This window comes from Shewanella sp. CG12_big_fil_rev_8_21_14_0_65_47_15 (assembly GCF_002783505.1).
Taxonomy (GTDB): domain Bacteria; phylum Pseudomonadota; class Gammaproteobacteria; order Enterobacterales; family Shewanellaceae; genus Shewanella.
The window spans coordinates 49,647-70,447 of record NZ_PFGL01000063.1; the positions used below are offsets into that span (position 1 = coordinate 49,647).

General features: G+C 46.3%; 19 protein-coding genes. 8 read left to right on the forward strand and 11 right to left on the reverse strand.

Going from position 1 to position 20,801, the window contains the following annotated elements; all coding sequences use genetic code 11:
• Nucleotides 1-18 precede the first annotated feature (18 nt).
• Nucleotides 19-819, forward strand: a complete 801-nt coding sequence (locus COW15_RS16950) for an undecaprenyl-diphosphate phosphatase (protein WP_293634254.1) — start codon at nt 19-21, stop codon at nt 817-819.
• Nucleotides 820-920: 101 nt separating this feature from the next.
• Nucleotides 921-1,781 (forward strand): putative RNA methyltransferase, encoded by an 861-nt coding sequence (locus COW15_RS16955; RefSeq protein ID WP_293634256.1) that lies wholly within the window; start codon nt 921-923, stop codon nt 1,779-1,781.
• 602 nt (nt 1,782-2,383) lie between these two features.
• Here the strand turns inward: COW15_RS16955 and COW15_RS16960 are convergent.
• Both COW15_RS16960 and COW15_RS16965 read right to left on the reverse strand, forming a co-directional pair.
• A complete protein-coding gene (locus COW15_RS16960) occupies nt 2,384-2,650 on the reverse strand; it encodes an Lpp/OprI family alanine-zipper lipoprotein (RefSeq protein ID WP_007650000.1) in 267 nt (88 codons plus the stop codon).
• Nucleotides 2,651-2,884: 234 nt separating this feature from the next.
• Nucleotides 2,885-4,135, reverse strand: a complete 1,251-nt coding sequence (locus COW15_RS16965; protein WP_293634259.1) for a multifunctional CCA addition/repair protein — start codon at nt 4,133-4,135, stop codon at nt 2,885-2,887.
• Between the two features lie 186 nt (nt 4,136-4,321).
• On the opposite strand from COW15_RS16965, the gene COW15_RS16970 reads away from it, so the two are divergent.
• Nucleotides 4,322-6,001 (forward strand): ExeA family protein, encoded by a 1,680-nt coding sequence (locus COW15_RS16970; RefSeq protein ID WP_293634261.1) that lies wholly within the window; start codon nt 4,322-4,324, stop codon nt 5,999-6,001.
• On the forward strand, nt 6,001-7,098 hold the full coding sequence (locus tag COW15_RS16975) for a general secretion pathway protein GspB (RefSeq protein ID WP_293634263.1): 1,098 nt from the start codon (nt 6,001-6,003) through the stop codon (nt 7,096-7,098). Before COW15_RS16970 ends, COW15_RS16975 begins: the two co-directional genes overlap by 1 nt.
• Before the next feature lie 105 nt (nt 7,099-7,203).
• On the opposite strand, the gene nhaD is transcribed toward COW15_RS16975, so the two are convergent.
• Nucleotides 7,204-8,451, reverse strand: coding sequence for a sodium:proton antiporter NhaD (gene nhaD / locus COW15_RS16980; protein WP_293634265.1), 1,248 nt, complete (start codon nt 8,449-8,451; stop codon nt 7,204-7,206).
• Nucleotides 8,452-8,999: 548 nt separating this feature from the next.
• On the opposite strand from nhaD, the gene COW15_RS16985 reads away from it, so the two are divergent.
• Nucleotides 9,000-9,197 carry a hypothetical protein gene (locus COW15_RS16985; protein ID WP_006080737.1) on the forward strand — a complete coding sequence of 66 codons (198 nt, stop codon included), beginning with the start codon at nt 9,000-9,002 and terminating at the stop codon, nt 9,195-9,197.
• A 103-nt stretch (nt 9,198-9,300) separates the two neighbouring features.
• Here COW15_RS16985 and hemL read toward each other — a convergent pair whose 3' ends face one another.
• The 3 genes from hemL to COW15_RS17000 form a co-directional block, all read right to left on the reverse strand.
• Complete coding sequence (hemL, locus tag COW15_RS16990; protein ID WP_293634271.1) at nt 9,301-10,593, reverse strand: glutamate-1-semialdehyde 2,1-aminomutase; 1,293 nt, start codon at nt 10,591-10,593, stop codon at nt 9,301-9,303.
• Nucleotides 10,594-10,619: 26 nt separating this feature from the next.
• Nucleotides 10,620-11,639 (reverse strand): aspartate carbamoyltransferase, encoded by a 1,020-nt coding sequence (locus COW15_RS16995; protein WP_293634273.1) that lies wholly within the window; start codon nt 11,637-11,639, stop codon nt 10,620-10,622.
• A gap of 194 nt (nt 11,640-11,833) precedes the next feature.
• On the reverse strand, nt 11,834-13,558 hold the full coding sequence (locus COW15_RS17000; RefSeq protein WP_293634275.1) for a chloride channel protein: 1,725 nt from the start codon (nt 13,556-13,558) through the stop codon (nt 11,834-11,836).
• A gap of 73 nt (nt 13,559-13,631) precedes the next feature.
• Between COW15_RS17000 and COW15_RS17005 the strand changes: the two genes are divergently transcribed.
• Both COW15_RS17005 and erpA read left to right on the forward strand, forming a co-directional pair.
• Nucleotides 13,632-14,435, forward strand: coding sequence for a DUF6776 family protein (locus tag COW15_RS17005; protein ID WP_293634277.1), 804 nt, complete (start codon nt 13,632-13,634; stop codon nt 14,433-14,435).
• Nucleotides 14,428-14,778: an iron-sulfur cluster insertion protein ErpA gene (gene erpA / locus COW15_RS17010; protein WP_293634279.1), complete on the forward strand. Its 351-nt coding sequence runs from the start codon at nt 14,428-14,430 to the stop codon at nt 14,776-14,778. Before COW15_RS17005 ends, erpA begins: the two co-directional genes overlap by 8 nt.
• 74 nt (nt 14,779-14,852) lie before the next feature.
• Here erpA and COW15_RS17015 read toward each other — a convergent pair whose 3' ends face one another.
• From COW15_RS17015 to COW15_RS17035, 5 genes are all read right to left on the reverse strand, one after another.
• Nucleotides 14,853-15,302 carry a hypothetical protein gene (locus COW15_RS17015; protein ID WP_293634281.1) on the reverse strand — a complete coding sequence of 150 codons (450 nt, stop codon included), beginning with the start codon at nt 15,300-15,302 and terminating at the stop codon, nt 14,853-14,855.
• Between the two features lie 24 nt (nt 15,303-15,326).
• On the reverse strand, nt 15,327-15,707 hold the full coding sequence (locus COW15_RS17020) for a DUF2750 domain-containing protein (RefSeq protein WP_007649967.1): 381 nt from the start codon (nt 15,705-15,707) through the stop codon (nt 15,327-15,329).
• Between the two features lie 162 nt (nt 15,708-15,869).
• Nucleotides 15,870-16,565, reverse strand: a complete 696-nt coding sequence (gene aqpZ, locus COW15_RS17025; protein ID WP_293634283.1) for an aquaporin Z — start codon at nt 16,563-16,565, stop codon at nt 15,870-15,872.
• Between the two features lie 384 nt (nt 16,566-16,949).
• Nucleotides 16,950-18,059: an anhydro-N-acetylmuramic acid kinase gene (locus tag COW15_RS17030; RefSeq protein ID WP_293634285.1), complete on the reverse strand. Its 1,110-nt coding sequence runs from the start codon at nt 18,057-18,059 to the stop codon at nt 16,950-16,952.
• A 21-nt stretch (nt 18,060-18,080) separates the two neighbouring features.
• Nucleotides 18,081-19,478, reverse strand: a complete 1,398-nt coding sequence (locus tag COW15_RS17035) for a peptidoglycan DD-metalloendopeptidase family protein (protein ID WP_293634287.1) — start codon at nt 19,476-19,478, stop codon at nt 18,081-18,083.
• Nucleotides 19,479-19,604: 126 nt separating this feature from the next.
• Between COW15_RS17035 and tyrS the strand changes: the two genes are divergently transcribed.
• Nucleotides 19,605-20,798 carry a tyrosine--tRNA ligase gene (tyrS, locus tag COW15_RS17040; RefSeq protein WP_293634289.1) on the forward strand — a complete coding sequence of 398 codons (1,194 nt, stop codon included), beginning with the start codon at nt 19,605-19,607 and terminating at the stop codon, nt 20,796-20,798.
• Nucleotides 20,799-20,801: the final 3 nt, after the last annotated feature.

The window sequence follows — 20,801 nt, forward strand, 5'->3', positions numbered from 1 at the left end:
TTTGTTGATAGGGTTGTCATGGATACGTTTCAGGTAATTATTTTAGCGTTGATTCAAGGGTTAACAGAGTTTCTTCCTATTTCTAGTTCGGCTCATCTTATTCTCCCTGCCCAGCTTTTAGGTTGGGAAGATCAGGGATTATCCTTCGATGTTGCGGTGAACACGGGTTCATTGTTTGCGGTCGTGATTTATTTTAGACACGAACTATGGACCATGTTCAATGCTTGGATTGCCAGTATATTTAAGGGTAAGCATTCAGATGATAGCAGACTCGCTTGGTGGATTATCCTAGCAACACTCCCCGCAGTATTTTTTGGGTTTATGGCCAAGGATTTTATCGAAACCCATTTACGCAGTGCAGGTGTCATTGCTGTCACTACCGTCGTTTTTGGTTTGTTTTTGTGGTGGGCGGATAAGATGTCACGCCATGATTTAACTGTTTATCAAACGGGTTGGCGCAAGGCATTGCTGATTGGTTTTGCACAGGCATTGGCGTTAATTCCTGGGACCTCAAGATCGGGAGCCACTATGACGGCTGCACTTATGCTCGGTTTAAGCCGAGATGCTGCCGCTCGTTTCTCATTTCTTATGTCGGTGCCTGTCAGTTTAGGTGCGGCGATTTTAGTCGGTAAGGACTTAGCTGAAAGCCCTCTTCCCATTGATTATCAAGCACTCACATTGGGCACAGTGATCTCGTTTGCGGCGGCTTATCTTTGTATCCACTATTTCTTAAAAATCATCAGCCGTATGGGAATGACCCCCTTTGTGATATATCGCCTTGCGCTGGGCGCAGTCCTATGTGGGTTTATCTTTCTATAATAGTCATAGTGGCGTTTTTCTAAGAATCGGGTCTAGCACCCGATTTTTGTTTTTGGAGCTTCCTCATTTTTCTGAAGCTTAACTCATTTTTGGAGCTTTATATGGGTCTCGAATTTCAGTGTCCTACCTGTGGACTTGCGTTAAAACAACATCAATCCTCCCAAGGTTTCTATTGTGCTAATAAACACCACTTCGATCGAAATCCGCAAGGTTATTGGGTTTTTACTCAGCCCCAAAGGCAAAAACCGACGGGGGATTCCCGTCAGCAGGTAAGAGCGAAGCGTTTTCTATTAGAATCGGGTATTTTTTCTCCTCTGATCGATAAGATGGCGATGATGATCTTGAGCTTACAGAAGGAGGAGTTCAGCCTGTTAGATTATGAGTGTGCTGAGGGCTTCTACCTGCGCGCTTTGTCTTCCAAGCTTGCTGAGCTTGCCAATGGGATAAATGTCCATTACAGCGGCGTTGCGGACGCAGAAAATGCCGTTTTTGCGGCAGCTAAAGCGCAAACGCCTGGCATGTTATGTTTAAGCACCTCAAAAGTCTTACCTTTTGCCGATAACAGCATAGATTTAGTGACTGTGATTGATAAGCCACTCAAGGGGAAAGAGTGTGTTCGTGTGCTTAAGGAGCAAGGGTTTATGTTGCTAGTCTTGCCTGGCACTCGGCATTTATGGCAGTTAAAGGAACATATCTATCCCGATTTGACAGAAAAATCGGTGCAAATTAATTTACCCTCAGGATTGTCGATCAAAGAAACACAAGCCCTGAGTTTTAATCTGACCGTATCGGGTGAACAGGCATTAACCCTATTAGATATGACGCCCTATGCGTGGCGGGCAACGGATAAGATGAAACACGATATTCAAGCAAAGCACTTTGAATCGCTCGAAGTCAATTTTGTATTAGTGTTGGCGCAAAAATGTCCCTATGGGTCTAAGTCCCTTAAAAGTAACGATTGAATAGATTGTTTTTTAGCCTATTCATGGGGTTAGATATTTTGTTTTGAGGTGCTAAATAGCCTCTTATTATGCAAGTCCATGATAGATATTGACGTTTTTATGTTGTTTTTATGTAAAGATAATCAAGGGCTGCGTTATTGTTAACTTTACGCTTATTTGTTTAGTGATAAATATAACGTTCCTCTTGTCTTTGTTTCCCTTAGGGACTCAATTTTGGTGATTGAGCTTTCTTTTAAATGCCTTCATTCTTCATCTATAAAAATAACTTTTTTAAGGAAGCGGTAAACACTGCTTAAAGGATCTTAAAAGTATAAGTTTGTCGGAAAGATTAAACCGCAAATGGTTATTAAAGCGGGTTAATGGTTTACTGAAGCACAGGCTTTATACAGAGGTTAATTTTAAGGTACACAGGTTAATAGCAGGGATCATTCCGGTGTAAATTGGATAGGGCTTGGGTGTTTTCTAGCTGAAGGTCATTAATTAGAAGCAGGAATTCTTTAAACTGAAGGCATAAAAAAAGGCTTGGATGGATGCACTATTCGTTGTCATCTCTCACAAGCCTTTTAGCTTAACCTACTGAATTGTAGGCTAATTATTTATCATTACTTCTTGTAACGAGAAGCAACGTTGTCTAGACGGTCGTTAGCACGCTTAGCTTCTGCTTGTGCGTCCATAGCTGCTGCTTTAGCATCTTTAACGTCTGCAGACAGTTTGCTTTGCTCAGATTTCAGAGAGCCGACATCAGCTGACAATTGATCAACTTTGTTGCCCAGAGTAGCAACGCTTTCTTCCAGAGCAGTAGTGTTTGCACAACCACCTAGTAGGGCAGTCATTGCTAAACCAGCAATCATCAGTACTTTTTTGTTCATTGTAAAAAATCCCTTAAAATAGGTTGGATTTGAATGTTTCGCCACTTTGTAATCGAAACTGCCTAATTATGACATAGCTATTTTAATTTGCTACGAATATTAATGCGTTTAACCACTATAGACATATAAATTTTTTTTAAAAGCATTTTTTAGTGGTTATATCGACGATTTTCATCAAAAAATGGCACTGTATTTACCATAAAGTGATGCCGGCTTTACAATTTTATTACAATTTTATCGAGTGCAATGTTCTGCATCATTTTGCTTTTGGAGTTTTAGTATGTTGACGGCTTCGATTCGCTTCAAATTGAGCGCTTGCTTTATCTCTGCTCCTTGAAAACCTGCGGTAATAATCGCACTGACATTAACCTTACTGGCGGCTAAAAAACAATCAGCAAGGTACTCTCCCTGGGGATATTCGTGGGCTTCAAATCCTGTTCGTCCACGCATGTCGGCAATGCAGCTTAAAATAACTTGATTGAGCCGCTCAGGTTTGCGCCAGAAGTCGGCTTTATCGAATATTTTGATGATGGTTTCGGGCCTCAACTCAAACGCTTGGTGCACATTTTGGTGTTGATCGCTCACTAATAACGCCAAATCGCGCATTTCGTTCGGCACGCGTAAGCGTGTGCAAAGGGCTTTGATCAGCGGTAAGCCCTTTTGGCCATGACCGTGATGTTTAGGTAGATGCTCCTTAGGGCTTAATGCTTTGCCTAAATCATGGACGAGTGCGGCAAAACGCACGTTTTTATCCTGAGTGAGTTGGGCTGCTTGGGCGAGCACCATTAATGTATGCACGCCCGTATCTATCTCGGGGTGCCATTTTTCTGGTTGGGGAATTCCGAATAAGGCAAATATTTCGGGAAAGAGTATTTTGAGGGCGCCACATTGGCGTAGTACCTCAAAAAAGATCTCAGGGTTAGGCCCGCCTAAACTCTTATCGACTTCCTGCCACACTCGTTCCGCCGTTAATGCGCTGAGTTCATCACTCGCACTGATATGGCGCATAAGCGCAAAGGTTTCGCTGGCGATACTAAAACCCAGTGCATGGAATCTTGCGGCAAATCGGGCGACACGTAGTACTCTAAGGGGATCTTCGATAAAAGCATCGGAAACATGGCGTAATTGACGCGCTTCAATATCTTTAATGCCGCCGAAGGGATCGTATAAGTTACCTTCTTCATCTTGAGCGATCGCATTAATGGTCAAATCACGGCGTAGCAAGTCTTGCTCTAAGGTAACATCCGGGCTGGCATAGCAGTGAAAACCACCGTAACCTAACCCTACTTTACGCTCTGTTCTTGCGAGGGCATATTCTTGCTGAGTTGTCGGATGGAGGAATACCGGAAAATCTTTACCTACTTGACGATAACCCCGTCGCAGCATTTGCTCGGGGGTCGCGCCAACGACCATATAGTCTTTATCTTTAATGGGGAGATTGAGCAGGCTGTCACGTACAGCGCCGCCGACTAAATATATTTTCATTGGAATGATTCGGCTAATCTGTCATAGGGATAGCTTAACATGATGATAAGATTCCCTGTGTAACCTAGGGGCAGATATTTATTTGCAGATATTTATTAAATGTCACATCGATGTTGCGGATGCTTTGACAATAACAGTGTGACGCTTTAACGTGAGCGTTATTTTTAGCTAAGGATGATTGGTGGTATGTACAAGGCCTTTTATGGACTCAGTGATAACCCTTTTTCAATTGCACCCAATCCCCATTATTTATTTTTAAGTGACAGGCACAGGGAAGCCTTGGCTCATTTGACCTATGGGTTAGGTGAAACCGGTGGCTTTGTGTTGCTAACCGGGGAAGTCGGCACAGGTAAAACCACTGTATCGCGCTGTTTGCTTGGGCAATTACCCGATAACACTGATACTGCATTTATCCTGAATCCCTCACTCACAGAGTTGGAATTACTCGCCACTCTCTGTGATGAGCTTAAGATCAGTTATGGGGATAATCCTAGCCTTAAGCAGTTAACCGATCATTTGAGCCGCTTTTTACTGGCAAATCATGAAAAAGGTCGCAATACCGTACTCATTATCGATGAGGCTCAGCATCTGCGCGCCGAAGTGTTAGAGCAACTCAGGCTGCTCACTAACCTAGAAACGGACACTAAAAAGCTGCTTCAGGTGATACTCATTGGTCAGCCTGAACTGCAGTTACTGCTCAAACGACAAGAGCTTAGGCAACTTGCCCAGCGGATCACCGCGCGTTATCACCTATTACCACTCAATGAAGATGAAATCGCCCTCTATGTGTTGCACCGCTTACAAGTGGCGGGACGATTCGAGCCTTTGTTTACCCGTAAAGCGATTAAGGTGTTGCAAAAATATAGTGATGGTATCCCTCGATTAATTAATCTTTTATGTGAACGCTCGCTGATGGCGGGCTATGCACAATCGCGCGTGCCCATAGATCATCACATGGTGAGACAAGCTGCGGCAGAAGTATTAGGTGAAGAGGAGCCGGCTCAGAATAGGTATCTTTGGCCGACAGCGACCGCTGCGGCGTTATTGGTCGCTTTTGGCGTTTCCTATTGGCTATTTACCGATAAACCTGTCAGTGCGGCGTCAGCGTCCAATATAGTCGTTGAGTCTGCACCAACCAATGTGACAGCATCAAACACTCAAGCTTTGAGCGCGGCCGAAGAAACAAATAAGTTAGTACCACCTGCAGATCCAAGCAGTCAGGTGACTCAGGCGTCGATACCTGATCCCAATCAACGCTTGCTAAATGATGTGATTAATCAGAGTCGCGATATCGATACCGCCTTTGCCGGACTCTTCAGTGTTTGGGGGAAAGTGCCCTATAAGGGATTGACTGCCTGTCAATCTGCCGTTGAACAAGGGCTTGCCTGTTACCAGCAACAGGGAAACTGGATGTCGCTCACGCGATTAAATTATCCGGCAGTTGTCTATTTAGTCGATGATAATCAGCAAGATTTTTATGGCGCTGTGATTGCGGTGGATGGCGAGCAGTTGTTGATGCAACTGGGAGAGCAACAACTGTGGGTAGACAGAACTTGGTTTAACCAGCACTTTAGCGGGACGTTTGAAATCCTCTGGCAATCGCCGAGTCTACCTATGATGGAAATCAGCCAAAAATCGAGCCCGGGACAACTACAGTGGCTGGAAAATGCCCTTGCCCATGTGGCTAACCGCAATGCGAGAAGAGTTTCCCAATTCGATCTTAAATTAGAAAATGATCTTAAAACATTCCAAAGCCAGCATGGGTTAAAAGCCGATGGCATTGCAGGTAATCAAACATTAGTGAGACTAAATTTGTATTTAAGTGAGCAGGGGCCACGTTTGACCGATAATGGAGCGCAGAGTTAATGTCCATTTTACTCGATGCGGTCACCCGTAATAAACAGCAGCAGTCGTCGCCCTTACCCGATGCGGTATTAACGCCAAGGGCTCATTATCCCCAGCCCCGTCAGGCAAGTGTTCCCGTTGCTAAACTTTCGGCATTAGCACTCGCCATTGCGTTAGGCGTGGGGGTAGCATGGGGCGTGGCTATGTATCGACAATCTGAGTTTCGACAATCTGAGTTGCTTCCGGCGGATAAGCCCCCAGTAGGCGTGTCAGCGATGATCGCCGCAACGACACCCACAGCGCAAACGGTGGTTCAAAGAGCCGCTCAGGGGACAGTGACAGACTCTGAACGGACAACAACTGCACAGATATCTGCCGCAGATAATCTCAATACGGGGATTCGCCTTGCAGGAAAAGTTGCTCTGCCTAGGGCGCAGGAATTAAATGGCGGCGCATCAGTGGTACCTGCGCCATCGAATGCCAATAGTTATGGTGTTAGTAGCATTCCACAAAATCGCGATCCAAGTTATCAAGATTACCTCACCACGTCTGCGGTTGTAGATGCGACAACGCCTGACTCAAGTCAGTATTCAGTGATCGATGAAAATGGCATAAACCCAGCGGAATTAGCACAAATGCCTGTGAGCCAAGAACCTATTATGCTAGGCGCGGGTGCTAATCACCAAGGTTTAGAACAGTTGGAAGCATTACGTCAGCAGGTCAGTGCCGCTGCGGCAGATGTGGGCTTAGAAACCAACCAGAGTCGTAAAGATGATCAGCTGGTTGCTACATTTCAAGATGCACTAAAGGATGTGGAATATGTTAAGGCGGCGAAAACGCCTGTCACTGAGCCTAAGTTAGATCCCATCCCTAAGCCCGCAGGGGATGATATTCCTAAATACGGCCAATTACCCGCTGGACTGCAGTTGCAAGTGCCGGAATTTAATATTGTGGCCCATGTGTATTCCACGGATGCGAGCCAGCGTTGGTTAAATGTGGACGGCGCGGAGTTACAGGAGGGGGATATGATAGGTGGCAAGTTGAAGATCATCTCTATTCGTCCAAGGGATGTTGTCTTGGATATACAAGGGACACAATTTAAAGTTCCTGCGATTTAAAGCCTCTGCTATTTCAGTGCTTGCAGTTTAAGCTCCCTAAATTTTAATGATGCAACCAAAAGAAAAGGCGCCAAGAGGCGCCTTTTCCCTACCATCACATTAAGGTTATGCGAAGAAATTATAAGCAAGAAACAGTGTTAGACCATATCCAACGCTATAGCATAGGAATAGGGCTGGCACGTATTTGAGGTAGCTTACGAAAGTCAGTTCCTTCACTTTGCTCATGGCAACAATGCCCGCAGCGGAACCAATAATCAGCAGTGAGCCACCCACACCCACGCTATAGGTTAAGCCGAGCCATTCTGGCGTATTCAGCACAGGGCTTGCTTTTAACAATGCAGCCGTTAATGGCACGTTATCGATCAAGGCTGAGCCCATACCTGTGACGAAGTTAGAGATGTTTGGATTAAACATGGCATAAGCTTCGGTCAGCATATCTAAGGTGCCGATTTCTTTAAGCATACCGACAAGCAGTAAAATTCCTAAGAAGAACAACAAGGTGTCATATTCTACTTGGCGAATATATTCGAGGATCTTGATTTCTTCTTTATCGCTGCGCGTAGTATGGCCAATCAGGAACATGATCGACAGACCCGTTAAGAAGGTCAGCACCGGTGGGATCCCAAATAATATGTTGAGTAGCATGGTCATTAAAATAGTGCAGAAGAACACGAGGGCAATCAAGACATCAACGGTTTGATAAGTATGTTTGATTGGCGTCGTGCTCACCACACCTTCGGCTTTGAGTGAGAACAGGGTAGCCAGCAGAATCACGCTCACGGCCGATGGGATAAACAACATCAGCAGTTCAGACATATGCACATGGCCACCTAAGAAGATCATCAGTGTTGTCACATCGCCGGTGATCAAGGCTACACCGCCTGAGTTCACCGCGAAGATAATCAACACCGCCATTCTGCGGCGCATTTGCTTGTCGAGTTTAAAGGTGGTTAATAAGCCTAATGACACTAACGTCGCGGTGACGTTATCACAAAATGCTGACAGCACGAGCGCGAACAGTGCCACTTGGATCATCAGCATGCGCACAGAGACTTTCTGCGGGAACAGCTTTTGCACCATGATTTGGATCATGCCCTTAGCGTTGAGGTAAGCAACGAAGGTCATGGTCGACATCAAAAATAGCCAAAGGGTGGCAATTTCGAGCAAGTTTTCATTGAGTTGATGGGCGATGATTTTCTCATGGGCGGGATCTCCAGCAGCCATAAACAGCGCTACCCAAGATATACAGCCAAAGAATAAGGTGGTTTTTGCTTTATTAAGGTGGGTCACTTCTTCGAAAATAATACTGAGCAATGCGAGCAAGGCCAGTATGATGAGAAAGGTATATAACATAACTGCAATTCCAACTGCTGTTTTAATGTCGTCGCTGGCCTAGGGCAAGCTATGGATGGCATTTTTAAGGCAACATTAAGCTTGCCTGCTAACGCGTGCGGATCAGAACATAATGGGGGAAAGAACGCAACTGTTAGCTGTAACTCAGTTTTATTTGACTTTGTGATGTTGATCTCGTGGTTTTGGCTCTATTTATAGCGAAATATATCGCATATTTCCTATTTTACAGACCATTTTACTATATAGCTGTGGGGGATTATGGCCTGTAAAGTAAGATCTACGATTAAAGTCTAAGCAGTCAGTTTGTCGATCCTTCAATTAATTTTTGTTCAGCAAGATATTCATGAATGCTGCGGCCAGAGTGGAGTTGTTTTTCCACACTTTCCCCTGTTATTGGCCTCAATGGCGTAATTGATTCGCGTGTCACAAAAATGTCTTTGCCAAAATCTTGACTGGATACAAAGTGAGCGCTATCTTGTGGCTGCTTTCTTATCTGGACACAGGATGTTGTGTTAACACTGGATGTTGTGTATTTGGAGTAGATGTAAATGACATTTGTTATCCGGAGCCTTTTGCTTTTGGGCTCACTCGTTTGGTTAACGTATTCTGGCAAGCAGCTTATTGCACTGGGCGTGATGAGTCAGCCTGAACTGGCCATTGAGCATATTAATTTGACCATACAGCTCGTTGTGGCGGCGATCATATTTAAATCGGCTTTAGGTTCTAAGAAGTCTGATAGCTACTAGCGCTAAACAAAGCTAACTGAATCTAGCTAAATCTAATTAAAGCAAAGGGACGCTATTGCGTCCCTTGGTTATTTTTAACGTGCAGCAACCCTAAAATCTAGGTTTAGTTTGCCGCTTTCATGCTCGCTAATACACGGTCTGCCGCTTCTAAGGTTAAGCGCAGTTCTTCTTCGCCATGGGCCATAGACAAGAAACCGGCTTCATAGGCGCTCGGTGCCAAGTACACGCCTTCATCTAACATGCCGTGGTAGAAAATACGGAACTGCTCGATATTGCATTGGGTCACTTGGTCGAAACGGGTGATCTCCGCTTGTTCCGTGAAGAAGAAACCGAACATGCCGCCAACATAGTTGATCGCCATTGGAATACCGTGCTTATCCGCCGCCGCTTTAAAGCCTTCGGCGATACGTTTGGTTTTCGCGCTCAGCGCTTCGTACAGACCTTCTTCACACAGGGCGTCCATTTGTGCCAGACCCGCTGACATTGCAATAGGGTTACCCGATAACGTTCCCGCTTGGTAAACCGGACCGGTTGGTGCAATAAATTGCATCACGTCTTTACGGCCACCGAAGGCACCCACTGGCATACCGCCACCAATGACTTTACCGAGCGTGGTCAAGTCTGGTGTGACGCCGTAGTAACCTTGAGCGCCGCTTTGTGATACGCGAAAACCTGTCATCACTTCATCGATAATCAACAGCGCACCAAACTCATCACACATATCACGCAGGCCTTGAAGGAAACCTGGGATAGGTGGGATGCAGTTCATGTTGCCAGCAACCGGCTCGATGATGATGCAAGAAATGTCTGTAGGATACTGTTCGAACAAGGTTCTGACTGAATCTAAGTCGTTATACACAGCGGTTAAGGTGTGTTTGGCGAAGTCTTCAGGAATACCGGGTGAGCTAGGTTGACCTAAAGTTAACGCACCAGAACCGGCTTTCACTAACAGGCAATCCGCATGGCCGTGGTAACAACCTTCGAATTTTAAGATCTTGTCACGGCTGGTAAAACCGCGCGCTAAACGAATGGCACTCATAGTGGCTTCCGTGCCTGAACTCACCATACGCACTTGCTCGATAGAAGGCACCATAGAGATGACTTTCTCGGCCATTTGCACTTCAAGCTCGGTTGGTGCGCCAAAAGACAAGCCATTTTCCACCGCCGCTAATACCGCTGCACGGATTTTAGGGTGGTTGTGGCCGAGGATCATCGGGCCCCAAGAACCGACATAGTCGATATAAGCTTTGCCATCGGCATCGTAAATATAAGCGCCGTTTGCTTTTTCAATAAACAGGGGCGAACCGCCGACACCATTAAATGCACGAACCGGAGAGTTAACGCCGCCGGGGATGGTTTTTTTAGCCTGTTCAAATAGCGCTTCGGAACGGGTCATGTTGAGTCCTTAAAGTCTGTAGCCAACTAGCGATCGGCTTTACGTGAATACCAATTAACCGGACACTCATATTTTTCGAGTTGATTATCAACGCCGAGTGTCAATGCAAACAAAGCCATACGAATTAACAGTCCATTATCCGCCTGTCTGAAGATAGCGAGATTGGGATGGCTGTTTAAATCATTATCTAACTCATTGGCTTGCGCGCGTGAATCCCTTGGAAGCGGATGCATAATGACAGTGTTAGATTTGCAATGCTGAGTGTAAATACTGCGATTTAAGCGGAACTTGCCGCGATACTTATTCGCTTCATCCTGTGAAGGGAAGCGCTCTTCCTGAATGCGCGTGAGATACAGAATATCTGCTTTATCTAAATGGCCTTCAAGCTGGTCGGTTATTTTGATGCTATGGCCAGCATTTTCAATGTCAGAGATCACATAATCAGGCATAGCTAATTCAGCAGGTGAAATCAGTGTGAAACTGATGTTCTTATACATGCAGAGTAAACGTGACAGTGAATGCACAGTACGGCCAAATTTTAAGTCGCCGACCATGGCTATATGCATGCCATCGATACCGCGGCCGGCACATTTGAGTTCTTTTTGGATAGTGTATAAATCGAGTAAAGCTTGGGTCGGATGTTCGTTCGAACCATCGCCGCCGTTGATCACTGGGACGCGGCTGCCTTCGGCAAACTCTTTTACCGAATAAGAGTCGGGATGGCGCATGGCAATCACATCGGAATAAGTGGATAACACCCGCGCCGTATCGTACAGGGACTCACCCTTAGATAAAGACGATGACGCCATACCTGTGGTTTCACGCACATGGCCGCCGAGTAAGTTAAAGGCACAGCCAAAACTCACGCGGGTACGGGTACTGGGTTCGAAAAACAGGTTACCTAAAATGGCGCCTTCGAGCACATTATTGCGCTTCTCTCGAAGTGCATAGGGCATCATGCGGCTGGCGACATTAAAAATAGTTTGGATTGAGTCAAGATCTAACTGGTTTACGGAGAGGATATGGGATCCTTCGAACTGATTCATCAGCCTGTTGTCCAATTGCTAGGGGGCATTTTAAGCTGCGGTATCGCGCTTATCTGCCCTGATGTTATGTAGGGTGGCTGAGGCGCGATTGTAGCAGAAGCACAGGGGCAACGAAATAGCGGCAGGGTCACAGCGTTAGATTTTTGCGATAAAGCCATTGCTTTTGTGACTCGAATTCAGCCGTTTGTTTAGAATTATGCTTGGCCAGCGCGAATTTCCTGCTGCAGGTTCGACCAACTGATCACCCCGACCACGTTATCGGGCGTATCTTGATAAATAAAGACTTCACCACTGCGACAGGGCAATAAGAGGAGGTAAACTTCGTTGAGGGTGGCGGTATCGCTTACGCCCTGCATGGGATGACGCGAGAGGGTGATGTTATCGTCATAGGACTGCATTTCAAGGCTAAGCATTTCGATAACATCATCGGCGTTACGCACTAACACGGGTCGACCTTCGGCCCGTTTGAGCACTTCGAGTAATAATTCATCGTTGTTATTGACGATCACAAAGCGTTTATCCATCAAGGCTCGCACGCCTTTTTTCTGCAACGCTAAATTCACCGGCGCAACTTTATAGCCTAGCCCCATGATGTCTAATTGTTTAAAGAAAATAGAGTCAGTTTTAAAGCCTTGATAGGCAATTAAAAACGCAGGAATAGTCACAAACATCGCCGGCAGAATAATACTGGCATCGTTGGTCATTTCTAGCAGGGCGACTAACGCCGCCAACGGCGCACTTAAACACACGCCCATCATGGCCGTCATGCCGATCACAGTGTAAAGCCCAACATAGGGAGCGATCGATGGGAACATGACCGCGCTCACTAGAGCTAAAATGGCCCCAATTAAGGCTCCTATGCCGTAGAGTGGCCCAATTAATCCCCCTGGAATGCCAAGGCCTATCGCCGCAACGGTTGCGATGATTTTAGCGGCCAACAGGGCGATTAAGAGTAATAAACTTGGGTGTTCACTGATGGCTTCGCTAATGGCTAAATCCCCCGTTCCCAGCGCCTGGGGTAAGATTAAACCGATCAAAGTGGTGATACTTCCCGCGAGAAGCAGACGGTAGATTAACGGCCAATTCTGACTCGATGCCGTGACTTTAAGGAGTGAGTAATTGAACAATGCAGCCGTGCACCCTAAAACGACTCCCCCGACGGCGAGAATGGGGTAGTGATCGAGGGGAATGTGAAACACTTGAATACGGTCAAATTCGTGCACATTACCAAACACCAGTTGGCTCGAAACCGCGCCGCAAATAGCGGAGAGCATAATCGGGAAGAAGTAGTGAATTTTATATTCTCGTACTATCACTTCCAGCACAAAAATTACCGCCGCCAAGGGCGCGTTAAAGGTTGCGGCAATCCCAGCGGCAATGCCACTGGCACACATAATGCGCACGCTGTTATCGGGAAGGTTGAATTTCTCAGCCAACACACTGGCACTGACTGCACCGAGATGAATGGCGGGGCCTTCTCGCCCAACGGAGAAGTTTGTTCCTAGGGCGAACAGTGCTTGAAAAAACTGCCCCGGTGCGGATTGCAGGGGAATTTTACCATAGTGCAATTTAACCCTATGTAACACGTAGGCGATGCCCATACGTTTGTAGCGTTTGGAACCGAGCTTGGCGACAACCCAAATTAATATAGCCCCTAAAAGTGGCAACAGTGCTCGCCAGTCGGCGACGTTCCCCGTAAAATCCAGCTTTTCTATCTGGGTAAAATGATTCGCCCATAGCAGTAAGAGTCGAAACAGCAGGATCACGCCGGAGGCAAAGATGGCAAAAAGTAACGCCAGTATGCATAACTGCGCACTGATCTTGGCTTTGGATAAATGATCTCGTAGCTCATTAGCTAAATACTTCTTGGCTGTGACTACGGCATGTTGAATAGCGACTTTATTTATCGTTAATTGCACTGCATTGGCCTGAGTTGTATTGTATCGAACTCTTCTTGAGTTGATTGTATTTTATATAAGGGGCTGTTACCTAATGCCAAATTATCATCGTTGGCTAGATCGCCTGCAAGTGATGGAGCGCAAGTATCGTTCATCTTCAATATATTTATCACTTTTAGTGTTAGTCGCTTTTCTGCTTGGCGCTTGGGTTAGTTTTATTCTTTTAAGTAGTGATGAGCCCGTAGTGAAGCACATTAGCAGTAAATCCCAGCGATTAACCGCTGAATTAGAGGCGCAAACCCAATTACTGGCAACGCGCAATTTAGAGCTGTCAGTTGAACGGGAAGCCAATACCCAGATGCAGGAGATGTTTGGCGAGCAGCTCAAAAAGCAACAGGAATTGCAGCGTGAATTGGCCTTCTACCGTAGCATTATGGCTCCGGATGATAATGCCGAAGGCGTTGCCATTCATGGGCTTGAAATGACATCGGGCGCCCTTGCGGACGAGTACAATCTCAAACTGGTGTTGACTCAGTTACAAAAACGTAAGCAAGCCATTCAAGGTCGAGCCGAATTGACCTTAATTGGGCTGCAGGATGGCAAATCCGCTGAACTAAGTGTGAACAAACTCACGGGTTCAAAATTGGAATTTGATTTTCGTTATTTTCAGGTCATAGATACCAAGGTCACTGTGCCAGCGGGCTTTAATTTACTGAAAGTCAAAGTCAAAGTGGTTGTGCCATCGAGCCGCTGGACCAAGAATTCGCAGACAGAACACGTCTATAGTGTCCCTGAGTTATTACAGGGTGAAAAAGAACCGCGGGTAATACTTGAACAAAATAGTCAGGTAACGGATAATTTGCCCCAGAAAACTGATGTAAGAGGTAGTAATGACTGATCAAGCTGATGCTGCAATGCCAATCAAATTTACCGATGCGGCAGCCGCTAAGGTAAAGGGCTTGTTGGAAGAAGAGCAAAATCCTGCACTTAAACTACGAGTCTACGTGACGGGCGGTGGTTGTTCTGGATTTCAGTACGGCTTTACCTTTGATGAAAAGGTCAATGACGGCGATTTTACGATAGAAAAACAAGGCGTCCTCTTGGTCGTCGATCCTATGAGCCTGCAATATTTAGTCGGTGGTGAAGTGGATTACACTTCGGGTCTCGAAGGTTCGCGCTTCTTTGTTAAAAACCCGAATGCGACGACAACCTGTGGTTGTGGAGCGAGTTTCTCGGTGTAAGTTCCCCCATTTGGATGAGAAAAAAGCCGTCAAAATGACGGCTTTTTTGTTGGCAGAAATCAGCAAGCACAGGCTTAATTCATAATATTGAGATTGAGCTTCGGCTTAAACCAAGCTTTGACTTTTTTATCGAAAGCGACCCAGACCTGTAATAGGGATAAGATAATCAAGACGATAAAAATGACATAATCGGGAAGTTTCCCCTGCCATTCACCTAAATGCACAGTCGTTGGGCCAACCACTAAATTATCAGGGTCGTATAGGATGATTGGCAGCATGCTGACTAAGGCTAATTGCACCAGCGTGTAGCCGCGCAGCATAATGAGCCCCGCCTTTTGGCGACCTAAAATGCCTAACACCATAAACAGAGTGAGTAGGCAAAATAACACCCCTTGTTTGGCTATTAAGCCACTCACGGATGCGACAACATAGAGTAGCAGCAACACAATGAGGCGTTTAGGTAAACGAGGGTTAGTCGCTGGTGTCACTGTGGGCGTTGGCAAAGAGGATTCTTGCTCACTCATCGGCATTCTCGCTTCGCAGTTATATTAGTGACTTTGCTTAGTGATGAGTCGTTGGTCTAACTCATAGGGTGGAATAACTACCCCTAAATCATCCTGAACTGGGAATACTGCCACGAACAGATCGTCATCTTCCATGCCTGGGACCCATCTTTCATGCCATTCATCGTATGGAATCGCTAAGGTCTGGCAATCGCTCCACTCATCGACGGCCCAAGATTCCGCTGCATCCTCGGTTGGCCACATAGGAATGCAATCTTCTTCTTCGGTCGTTAGCATTACACAACCGTCTTGATCCTGCAGGGTCCAAAGTGTTTTATGTTCTTTGACTTGTTCAACGAGGTAATCGTAACGGCCTTCCGGTGTCATTGCTGCTGTCTCAGCGAGGGTTTTAACAGTCTTGCTCATGAAAAATATCTCTTTGGCTTGGATAGGGCGAAGCTGTTGTGTCCCAGATATAAAAAACTAGGCACAGCAACATTCACCAGTTGGCTAAATGGTAACATTAGAGTGGGATGAGAAAAAGAACAACAGCGCCAAGGGGGCGCTGTTGTGTTGGATCTTCGACTTTTATTCAGCCGCGCGGAAGTAGCGATAGATAAAACCTGCCAATATGGCGCCGACAATCGGTGCGACCCAGAATAACCACAGTTGTGATACCGCCCAGTCACCGACAAACAGTGCCGGGCCTGTGCTACGCGCTGGGTTCACTGAAGTGTTTGATACGGGAATACTGATAAGGTGGATCAAGGTTAAGCCTAGGCCTATGGCAATCGGGGCAAACCCTTTGGGGGCGCGTTCGTCGGTCGCACCTAAAATAATGATCAGGAAGAACAGTGTCATAACGATTTCGCAAATCATGACCGATTGCATACTATAGCCGCCAGGAGAATGTTCACCGAAGCCGTTAGAGGCAAATCCGCCCGCGAGTGAAAATCCCTCCTGACCAGAAGCGATAAGATACAAGATGCCTGCGCCCGCAATCCCGCCTGCGACTTGGGCAATGATATAGGGCAATAATTCTGCCGCAGGAAAGCGTCCACCCGCCCAGAGGCCAAATGACACCGCAGGATTGAGATGACAGCCCGAAATATGACCTATGGCAAAGGCCATAGTTAGCACAGTTAATCCAAATGCGAGCGCGACACCGAGTAAACCTATGCCCACCTCAGGAAAAGCTGCTGCAAGTACCGCACTGCCACAGCCTCCAAGGACTAACCATAGAGTTCCAATAAATTCCGCCGCCATTTTTTGTGACATATTCATCGGTTAATTTCCTATTATTTTAAAGGTGCCACTTTGTTAAAGAGGTATCCTTATTCCTAAATTGACCACCTACGCTGAGATCGAGTGTGAATGGTGATTCGGCACTGAATCCCATAGCAAAGGGTCATTCCCTTAAACTCATATTTGTCATCGTTATGATGAGATGCTCGCATCGCTCCAATTTGGCAAGCGCATCCATGATAAAGATAGCGAAACTTAATTAAGCTTCAGTGACTAATGATAGACGGATTTAAAATAGCTGCTGATTTTCTTGATAAATTTAGGGAGGAAGAGGGAGAAAGATAAGTTGGCGTTTTAGAGGCAACAAGAGCTTCATTTAGAAGCTCTTATTTAGGTTATCGCTTGATATTTTGAGAAAGCAAATTACTTAGCGCTAAATCGTCCGCCGAGCACGGCTTCACGGGAGGCGCCTGTGACGGCGGGAAGATTGGCGGGTAAGCCTAAGTGATTACGCATGGCGAGCCATGCAAAGGCGATGCCTTCGGCCCATTTAGGGTCGACGCCAAGGGCTGAGGTAGTATCCAAGGTATAACCTGGTAATAGGGCGGCAAGACGTTGCATCAGTTGGCCATTAAATGCGCCGCCACCACAGACGAATAACTCCCCTTCATTGGATAGTTTAATAATGTCTTGGGCTATGCTGTGGCAGGTCAAATCCAATAATGTCGATTGAATATCTTCTTCATCTAATTGATTAAAAGGCGATAATTGTTGTTCTAACCAAGCCTGATTGAACAATTCACGGCCCGTACTTTTAGGGTAAGCAAGGGAAAAATACGGGTGCGATAGCAACTGAGCTAATAGGTCAGGATCGGTTTTACCGGACGCAGCCCATTCGCCATCTTTATCGAAGGGCTCACTTTTAACTTGCTGGATCCAGGCATCGATAAGCGTATTCCCAGGGCCCGTATCGAAGCCGAGCACATGCTCGCTATTGCCGGGAAGGTAAGTCACATTCGCTATGCCACCAATATTTAAAATGATGCGCTTTTTACCTATTTCGGCAAAGGTTTGCTGGTGGAATGCGGGCACTAAGGGGGCGCCTTGACCGCCAAGGGCAATATCTTTACGGCGAAAATCGGCAATGACATCAATACCGGTTTCGATTGCTATGGTATTAGGATCGCCAATTTGCAGGGTAAACCCCACTTCGAGGTTCGGCATATGGCGCACGGTTTGGCCGTGGCTACCAATGGCGATGATTTCTTGTTTGGCAATTTGGGTTTTGGTGAGCAGATTGTTGACCGCCAAAGCGAACAGCTCTCCGACATTGCGATCTAAACGGCCTAAACGGTTAATTTCATCGGGGCCAGGTAGGCACAAACGCTGCAAGCCTTTGAGTAAATGGCTCGGAATAGCTTCGGTATGACTGGCGATAAGCTGTGGCTGTGGGCCCGAAAAGTCGACCAATACCGCATCGACACCATCCATGCTGGTGCCTGACATCAGTCCAATATAATAAGCATTTTTCATTGAGAGGAGTCCGTCCTGTCGTTATTGCATTGCCAATTGCGTTTGTTTGTTTTGCGAAAGTGTAGTCATCAATTGCTGGCTGAGTGCATCGAATTGATTTTTTTCTTTTCTCGCAATCGATTCGGCTTTAGGTAGCGTTATGGTTCTTGGGTTGCGATGGACGCCATTGACGATAAATTCGTAATGTAAATGCGCACCTGTAACGCGGCCCGTTTTACCTAAAGTACCAATGATTTGGCCTTGTTTAACACTGGCGCCTTTACTGACATTACGTTTTGTGAGGTGTAAATATTTAGTAGTGTAGGTATCGTTGTGTTTAATAAACACATAGTTACCATTGAATTGATTATAGCCAGCCTCGATGACGCGCCCGCTACCCGCGGCTTTAATGGGGGTCCCGATAGCTGCCACATAATCCACTCCGCGGTGGGCCTTCACTTGCCCAGTGACAGGATGCAAACGCTTAGGGTTAAAGTTCGAACTGACATATTTAAAGTCAACGGGTGAGCGCAGGAAGGCCTTACGCATGCTAGTGCCGTTTTCGGAGTAGTAGTTGCCGTCGGTATAACGAATCGCGGTATAGCGTTCATCCTGGTTGATAAACTCGGCGGCGAGGATATTGCCGTTACGTAAAAACTCCCCTTCGGCATATTCCTGCTCATAGATAATCGCGAAGCTGTCGCCCTCACGCAAATCCAAGGCAAAGTCGATATCCCAGCCAAACACCGTTGATAACTGCATGATTTGGTTAGCTGTCATTCCCGCATCGACGGCAGCATTCCAAAAATTGCTTTTAATTTTAGCGCTGGTGAAATGGGTGCGGATCTCCACATCTTTCTCGGAGATTTTTTCAAAATATTGCTCTTGGTTTTTAGTGATGACTAGCGTTGAAATCGCATCGATACGGTAGCGTACTTCGGTTAAATCACCGTTTGCATCCTTGGAAATGACAATTTCTTCACCGGGCATGATCTTGAGTAAATTTTGCTTGGCTAAAGGCAACTGAGTGATCTCATACACGTCTTTACTACTTAAACCTGCACGATCAAATACGGCGGCTAAGGTATCGCCATTTTTCACGTTGAAATGCTCAACATCCCTATGGTGGGCACTCTCTAAGGATTCTGTTGCTCCCTTGCCTATAGCGAGGGCCTCACTTGATGCCAAAGGGAGTGCATTGGTGGGGGCATTATCCGGTGCCTCATCCAGCGATTCGGGGCGTTGCGGCGAGCGGAAGGCTAATGGCACATCATAACGGGTATTGACTTGAGCTTGTTCTGCGACACCTTGGGTTTGTCTTGAAGCTTGGGCTTCTTCAGAGGGGAATAGCATGGTTATCGTTGTGATAACAGAAAGAATGCTGAGGAGAATTTGATGCTTTTTAGGCAACAATTTAAATAACGTAATAACCTTTCCCATTGACGCCGATACCGATAACCTGAGGCTTGAATAATCCCGTTAGTGTACACACTTTCAATTGTGCTGGCTAACAAGTAACATAAGTCTCCTCATTTTATGACCATGGCCTTAGGAGTCCCCGCCGAGATGGCTGATTTAGACCAAGTATTAGCAGAAATTAGACGTGGTACCGACGAGATCCTACTCGAATCGGATCTGCTGGAAAAACTCAAAGAAGGACGTCCACTTCGTATCAAGTTAGGCGCAGATCCTACCGCACCGGATATCCATCTTGGACACACAGTAATTTTAAATAAATTAAGATTATTCCAAGAGTTAGGTCATGAAGTCATTTTCTTAATTGGTGACTTTACCGGTATGGTGGGTGATCCAAGTGGTAAAAACAGCACTCGTCCACCACTCACCCGTGAGCAAGTATTAGCGAATGCTGAAACCTATAAAGAGCAGGTCTATAAAATTCTGGATCCTGTCAAAACCCGTATCGAGTTCAACTCGAGCTGGTTAGAGCCATTAGGCGCCGCGGGAATGATCCGTTTAGCCTCGCAGCAAACCGTTGCCCGTATGATGGAGCGTGATGACTTTAAGAAGCGTTATGCCTCGGGTCAATCGATTGCGATTCATGAGTTTATGTATCCGCTGCTGCAAGGTTATGACTCAGTTGCCCTCAAAGCCGACGTTGAATTGGGTGGTACCGACCAAAAATTCAACCTGTTAATGGGCCGTGAGCTGCAAAAAGCCGAAGGCCAGAAGCCACAAGCTGTGATTATGATGCCGCTGCTCGAAGGGCTAGACGGCGTGAAGAAAATGTCTAAATCGGCACACAACTATATTGGTGTGAGCGAACCCGCCAATGAAATGTTTGGCAAGCTGATGTCGATTTCGGATGACCTAATGTGGCGCTATTTTGAGCTGTTGTCATTCCGCCCTCTGGCTGAAATTGAGCAGTTTAAGCAAGATGTCGCCAATGGGACTAACCCACGGGACATTAAAATCGCCTTGGCGAAGGAAATCATCACACGTTTCCACGATGAAGCCGCAGCGCAAAGCGCGCACCAAGCCTTTGTCGACCGCGCTAAGGGCATGATCCCCGACGATATCGAAGAAATCGAGTTAGTTGCGGGTGAAGGTATTGCGATTGCTAATCTGTTGAAAGACGCGGATTTAGTGGCATCGACATCGGAAGCGATGCGCATGATCAAGCAAGGCGCGGTGAAGATGGACGGCGAAAAGCTGGACGATAGTCGCATGACGTTATCTGCTGGTACTGTCGCGGTATTCCAAGTCGGTAAACGCAAGTTTGCCAAAGTGACTTTAGTGTAAGTG

Bases quoted from the DNA above. Each gene is read 5' to 3' on its own strand.
- COW15_RS17035 (WP_293634287.1), bottom strand. From the start codon at position 19,478: ATGGGAAAGGTTATTACGTTATTTAAATTGTTGCCTAAAAAGCATCAA.
- COW15_RS16960 (WP_007650000.1), bottom strand. From the start codon at position 2,650: ATGAACAAAAAAGTACTGATGATTGCTGGTTTAGCAATGACTGCCCTA.
- COW15_RS17030 (WP_293634285.1), bottom strand. From the start codon at position 18,059: ATGAAAAATGCTTATTATATTGGACTGATGTCAGGCACCAGCATGGAT.
- COW15_RS17015 (WP_293634281.1), bottom strand. From the start codon at position 15,302: ATGAGTGAGCAAGAATCCTCTTTGCCAACGCCCACAGTGACACCAGCG.
- COW15_RS17005 (WP_293634277.1), top strand. From the start codon at position 13,632: ATGCCAAATTATCATCGTTGGCTAGATCGCCTGCAAGTGATGGAGCGC.
- hemL (WP_293634271.1), bottom strand. From the start codon at position 10,593: ATGACCCGTTCCGAAGCGCTATTTGAACAGGCTAAAAAAACCATCCCC.
- aqpZ (WP_293634283.1), bottom strand. From the start codon at position 16,565: ATGAATATGTCACAAAAAATGGCGGCGGAATTTATTGGAACTCTATGG.
- COW15_RS16985 (WP_006080737.1), top strand. From the start codon at position 9,000: ATGACATTTGTTATCCGGAGCCTTTTGCTTTTGGGCTCACTCGTTTGG.
- COW15_RS16965 (WP_293634259.1), bottom strand. From the start codon at position 4,135: ATGAAAATATATTTAGTCGGCGGCGCTGTACGTGACAGCCTGCTCAAT.
- COW15_RS16970 (WP_293634261.1), top strand. From the start codon at position 4,322: ATGTACAAGGCCTTTTATGGACTCAGTGATAACCCTTTTTCAATTGCA.
- COW15_RS16975 (WP_293634263.1), top strand. From the start codon at position 6,001: ATGTCCATTTTACTCGATGCGGTCACCCGTAATAAACAGCAGCAGTCG.
- erpA (WP_293634279.1), top strand. From the start codon at position 14,428: ATGACTGATCAAGCTGATGCTGCAATGCCAATCAAATTTACCGATGCG.
- COW15_RS16995 (WP_293634273.1), bottom strand. From the start codon at position 11,639: ATGAATCAGTTCGAAGGATCCCATATCCTCTCCGTAAACCAGTTAGAT.
- COW15_RS16955 (WP_293634256.1), top strand. From the start codon at position 921: ATGGGTCTCGAATTTCAGTGTCCTACCTGTGGACTTGCGTTAAAACAA.
- nhaD (WP_293634265.1), bottom strand. From the start codon at position 8,451: ATGTTATATACCTTTCTCATCATACTGGCCTTGCTCGCATTGCTCAGT.
- COW15_RS17020 (WP_007649967.1), bottom strand. From the start codon at position 15,707: ATGAGCAAGACTGTTAAAACCCTCGCTGAGACAGCAGCAATGACACCG.
- tyrS (WP_293634289.1), top strand. From the start codon at position 19,605: ATGGCTGATTTAGACCAAGTATTAGCAGAAATTAGACGTGGTACCGAC.
- COW15_RS16950 (WP_293634254.1), top strand. From the start codon at position 19: ATGGATACGTTTCAGGTAATTATTTTAGCGTTGATTCAAGGGTTAACA.